The sequence below is a fragment of the Parafrankia discariae genome (assembly GCF_000373365.1).
GTDB lineage: Bacteria > Actinomycetota > Actinomycetes > Frankiales > Frankiaceae > Parafrankia > Parafrankia discariae.
Window position 1 is genome coordinate 1 of record NZ_KB891145.1, and the last position, 4,450, is coordinate 4,450.

The 4,450-nt window shown below is 72.5% G+C and carries 5 protein-coding genes and 1 pseudogene; 4 read left to right on the plus strand and 2 right to left on the minus strand.

Annotation, left to right across the window (positions count from 1 at the left end; translation table 11 throughout):
* The first annotated feature begins 204 nt into the window (after window positions 1-204).
* The 3 genes from B056_RS0107600 to B056_RS45320 all read left to right on the plus strand — a co-directional run bounded on the left by B056_RS0107600 (window position 205) and on the right by B056_RS45320 (window position 2,004).
* Window positions 205-1,038, plus strand: coding sequence for a hypothetical protein (locus tag B056_RS0107600; RefSeq protein WP_018501285.1), 834 nt, complete (start codon window positions 205-207; stop codon window positions 1,036-1,038).
* 264 nt (window positions 1,039-1,302) lie between these two features.
* The gene (locus B056_RS0107605; protein WP_018501286.1) at window positions 1,303-1,860 is read left to right on the plus strand and encodes a hypothetical protein; all 558 of its coding nucleotides are present in this window, start codon (window positions 1,303-1,305) and stop codon (window positions 1,858-1,860) included.
* 21 nt (window positions 1,861-1,881) lie between these two features.
* Window positions 1,882-2,004: a hypothetical protein gene (locus tag B056_RS45320; RefSeq protein WP_018501287.1), complete on the plus strand. Its 123-nt coding sequence runs from the start codon at window positions 1,882-1,884 to the stop codon at window positions 2,002-2,004.
* A gap of 335 nt (window positions 2,005-2,339) precedes the next feature.
* Here B056_RS45320 and B056_RS0107615 read toward each other — a convergent pair whose 3' ends face one another.
* A complete protein-coding gene (locus B056_RS0107615; RefSeq protein WP_018501288.1) occupies window positions 2,340-2,525 on the minus strand; it encodes a keywimysin-related RiPP in 186 nt (61 codons plus the stop codon).
* 404 nt (window positions 2,526-2,929) lie between these two features.
* Window positions 2,930-4,024, minus strand: coding sequence for a DUF3560 domain-containing protein (locus tag B056_RS0107620; protein WP_018501289.1), 1,095 nt, complete (start codon window positions 4,022-4,024; stop codon window positions 2,930-2,932).
* A 180-nt stretch (window positions 4,025-4,204) separates the two neighbouring features.
* Here B056_RS0107620 and B056_RS35675 point away from each other — a divergent pair.
* Window positions 4,205-4,450: pseudogene (locus tag B056_RS35675) on the plus strand (IS701 family transposase); the annotation flags it as partial.

A 4,450-nucleotide genomic window follows, 5' to 3' on the forward strand; every position in this document is an offset into this window, starting at 1 on the left:
CCCCCGCCGACACCGCTAACGCGATCGCCAGCGCGGCCCTACGCGCCCTGCGCCCGGCCTAACCCGACCCCGGACGCGGCCCCCCCACCACCCCCCCCGGGGGGCCGCGCCCGCACCGCACCGCGCCCCCCGGCCCGGGGCCAGCCAGCATCCCCTGCGCCCCGGGCCACCCACCCCCCGCGACCCACCGTTGAAGGAGCCCCCATGAACCAGCCCCCCACACACCAGCACGCCGATGGCGAGAAGTCCGCCGCCGAGCAGACACCAGCACCCCAGCAGCCTGCCGAGGAGCTCGACGGCACGCCCTGCCACACCCCTAACCCCTCCCCCGAGCACACGGGGGTTCTGGGATCGCCCGGGGCGCGGCTCCTCGCCCCGGAGGAGGCCGCACATCTGATCGTCACCGGTGACCATTCGGGCGGGCGGGACGGTTCCGTGCCATTCGACACCGCCTCGGTCGCGGGGCTGCGCGAGGGCCGGGGCCAGATACGCGCCGCGCAGTTCCCCGACGTCACCGAAGCCGCCGGCCTTGCCGTCGGAGACCTCTACCGCCACACCAGCCCCTCCCTGAGCGCCGAGGAGGACGCCGAGCCGCTCCCCGGCCTGTGGGTCGCCACCAAGACGTTCACCCTGGCTGATCTCGACCGCGACGACGAGAACACCCTCCTGCACGCCTACCCTGCCGACCGGCCTGGCCGCGGCGGCCCGCAGTACGACACCCACCCCATTGACGAGGTCGCCCTGCTCGCCCGCCTCCTTGACGAGACCACCGGGCAGCACGGGCAGGGCTACTCCCTGAGCCGGGTCCACCGGCTCCCCGAGCACACGGTGCGGATCCATCTGCACCGCGACTTCTACCGCCACCAGTCCACTGCCACCGTCAGCCTGTTCACCCCCGCCGGTTGGACAGCCCTGCTCACCGACCCGCCCAGCCGCTGGCACCCGACAACCCCCACCAGCACCGACGACACCCGAACGGCCCTCAGCCCTCTCGCTGTCGATCTTCTCCTGCGGGCACGGTGCATCCTGGCCGGCTGAACCTCCCTGCTCCGGCCCGCACCCCTGCGGGCCGGGGGCCGGGGGCCGGAGCGTCGCGCTCGGCCTCGGACCGTCCGCACAACCGCCGGCCGGCCCCACAGACACCTGTGGGGCCGGGCCCGGCCCACGGCGCATTCCACCCAGGACTGGTCCGGGCACGCCCCCGGCCCGTATCCGCCCCTGAGGTCCGTCCCGCTGTCAGCCCCTGGCACACCGGAGCCCGGCCTGGGCCCTGGGAACGCCACCCCCGCACAGGAGATGACCATGCACACATCCCCGATCGTGCGCCCCGCACCGGCCCCGCGTGGCGGCACCGAGACCGTCACCCTCGACCTCGACGGGGCCGTGTTGATCGTCGACCGGTCCACGGCCCGTCCTCCCGAGCATGACCACGGCGTTGAGATCCTCGCGGACCTGACGACCATCGACGGGCGCGACGCCGGCCGGCTGATCCGGGTGTACCCCCGGCGGATATCCCTGCGGGTGGACGCGGACCACATGCCCCGCCCGCTGTCCCGGGCCGAACGGGACCAGATCGACGGGCTCTTCCCCGAGCCCCGCTTCCGGGTCACGATCGAACACTTGGGCGAATACCGGATTCGTGACTACGGCGTGCCCTCGGGGGGCCGGGAGTACACGAACCTGGCCGTCTACCAGGAAGGACACCCACGGGAAGCCTGGGAGGCCGCGCAGGCCGACTGCGCACGGCTCAACACCGGCGACCTGACCCCGGACCCAAGCTGCTACCCACCCACCCGCCGCAGGATCCCCAGACTGCGCGCCCTGCGACGCGGGCCGTGGCGCTCTGGGCGCCCCGGATGACGCCGAGTCGATCCCCGGGCCGTGGAGCATCAAGCGTTCACCCTGGCGGCCCCCGGCCGCGACAACAACCAGACCCCGGTGACCGGCGACGGCCCCGCCCGGGACACCAGCCCCGGGCGGGGCCGTCGCTCGGCCCGGCGCTGATAGGTCGGATGGGACGCCGATGGCTACCCGCGCGGCCGAACCGCCTGCGGTGGCATGGGGGATGAGCTGGCCTTGCCCTACCGGGCCACCTTGCGGCAGCGTCAACACGGGTCTGGACGCGTAGACGGGCCGCCGGTAGCCCGGCGGCCCGTCGCGTGTGAGCTCGGGGGGTACTCACACGCCTGTGGCCAATTGTGACTAGCTGGTTCCTGATCTGGCAGGGTCTAAAGTCCTTATCGGTGTGCGTGGAACAGGGCGCCTGGGATGTCACCGCGGTGCCGGGCCCTGGGGTCCTGGTTCTGCTCGGTCAGGGTAGGTATGCGTGCCTTGGCCTATCAGCCCCAGCCCCAGCCCCCGTGGTGGCCCCAGCCCCAGCCGCCGTGGTGGCCCCAGCCCCAGCCGCCGTGGTGGCCCCAGCCCCAGCCGCCGTGGTGGGAGCCAAACACGAACACGAAGCCGCGGGTGACGTCGCGGAACGAGCCTTGCGCCTGGAGGGTGGGCGCCTCGTAGGTAGCCTTCATGTGCCCTTTTCCTTCGTTCGACTTCTCCTCTTTCGACTATCGGCATGTCAGTTGGCCGGCGGGGCATTGCCGGGCTCCCATGCCCGACCGGGCCATCCTCGACCCGATCGCTGTCCGTTTCGGTCAGCCCTTTATCGTGCCTCCGCTTGGTTCAGTGGAGGTTCAGCGAGGGTTCATCGCCATCGACCCGTCCCAGGGGAACGGGCCCTGGGCCCGCTTACCGCCTGCCTGTGGTGGATCACGGGCCGGCGGTGGGCGGAACGGGCTGTGCCTTCAGGGGCTGATTGGTCTGGGCACGCGTGCAGGGCCGCCGGGTTACCGGCGGCCCTTCGAATGCGGGTTCTGGGGGGGTACCCGCGTGCCTACCGCGAATAGCGAGTGATCGGGTTCTGGTGTGGCGGGGTCTAACGTTCTGAGTTTCCGGTCGGACGTGACACTGGGTGCCGTAGGACGGGGCGGGTGTCCGCCGCGGTCACGCGGCACGCCCGGTCCGGGGGCCGGGGTGGTGTGGTGGCAGTGGTGGGCCGGTGGTTGAGGATTTTGTCGTAGGTCAGGCGCCAGGTCTGGCTGGGGATGAACATGTGCGGGATGGTCAGGGACTGCTGGTTGACCCGTAGGACCGGGTACCAGCCCCCGAACGACGCCTCCACCTGATCGCCACGGTGGAAGTCACCCGGCCGCCAGACCTTCACGCCGGCGGCTTCCTGCTCGGCAAGGTGCCCGGCCCAGTAATCGATCTCGGCGGCGCGTTGGACGAGGTCGGCCTCGATACGGGCTTTCCACCCGGGGGCGGGCGGCGGCCCGCCGAGGGCGGCCCGGCGGGCGGCGGTGTGCAACGCCCGGGTCGCGGCGCGCTGGTCTGCTTCCAAGGTGCGTAGACGGCGCAGGGTGTGAGAGACGTCGTGCCGATCCTGAACCGAGCGGGCCGCGGCGGCGGCCCGGTCGGTGTGATGGGCGGCCTTGGTGGTCTGTTCGGCTGCGGCGTGGTCGTGGCGGTCGGCGCGGGCGAGGTCGCGACGGTGCCCGGGGGCGGAGTGGTGTCCGGGCAGGACAGGCTGGCCGAGGGGGATGACGCCGCGGATGGTGTCGGCGGCGTCGCGCCGGGCGTCCGCGCGGGCCGTCGCGCGGGCGGCGGCGTCGCCATGGTGGGTGGCGCGGTCGGCGGCCCGCTGGGCTCGGGCCGCTTCCACGGCGGCGATGTCGGTGAGCGGCGTGTCGTCGATGGTGATCGTGACGGGGTAGCCGGCGGCGCGTAGCGCGTCGGCGAGTTCGTTGATGCGGAAGGTGTCCGCGGCTCGGCCTCGGCTGTTGCGCCGGTACCAGGAGCCGTCCTCACCGATCGCGTTCGACCAGCGGACCTGATGCCGGGCGAAGATCGGCGACAGGGTCGCGCGGTCCGCTCGGGGGGTTCCCTCGATCAGCGTTCCGGCGTCCCGGCTGTGCCGGATCGTGAGTGGTGCACGGCCGGTGTCCTCCGAGGGTTGCTGCTTGGTGTCCATACCGTTCCTCCGGACAGATGCCTTCGCGCGGGGGCTTGTGTTCGGTGGGTGATGACCCACGCCCGGGGGTTGGCCCGGCTGTACCCGCCCCGGACGCGGGTGTTCGACGGGTCCGGGGCGGGTACAGCCGGGTCCCGCCCCGGGGATTAGTACTGCAACGGCACTTGGTGGTCGTGGTGGATGATCTGCGTTGTGGTGGTGGAGGCGTGGGCTGGCGAGCTGGACGGGCTGTGTGGGCGGATCGGGGGCCGGTTCGGTCGGGCGGAGCCACGCCGGCGGGCCAGTGAGTATGTGTCCGGGCTGGTCGCCGGTTTGGACCGCAAGAACGGGTGGACGCTGGCGGAACGGGCCGGTGAACGGTCCCCGGACGGGATGCAGCGGTTGCTGCGCCGTGCGGACTGGGACGTGGACGGGGTCCGTGACGAC

What these genes read in the sequence shown, in the direction of transcription:
- B056_RS0107615 (WP_018501288.1), bottom strand. Translation starts at nt 2,525, where the DNA reads ATGAAGGCTACCTACGAGGCGCCCACCCTCCAGGCGCAAGGCTCGTTC.
- B056_RS0107620 (WP_018501289.1), bottom strand. Translation starts at nt 4,024, where the DNA reads ATGGACACCAAGCAGCAACCCTCGGAGGACACCGGCCGTGCACCACTC.
- B056_RS0107605 (WP_018501286.1), top strand. Translation starts at nt 1,303, where the DNA reads ATGCACACATCCCCGATCGTGCGCCCCGCACCGGCCCCGCGTGGCGGC.
- B056_RS0107600 (WP_018501285.1), top strand. Translation starts at nt 205, where the DNA reads ATGAACCAGCCCCCCACACACCAGCACGCCGATGGCGAGAAGTCCGCC.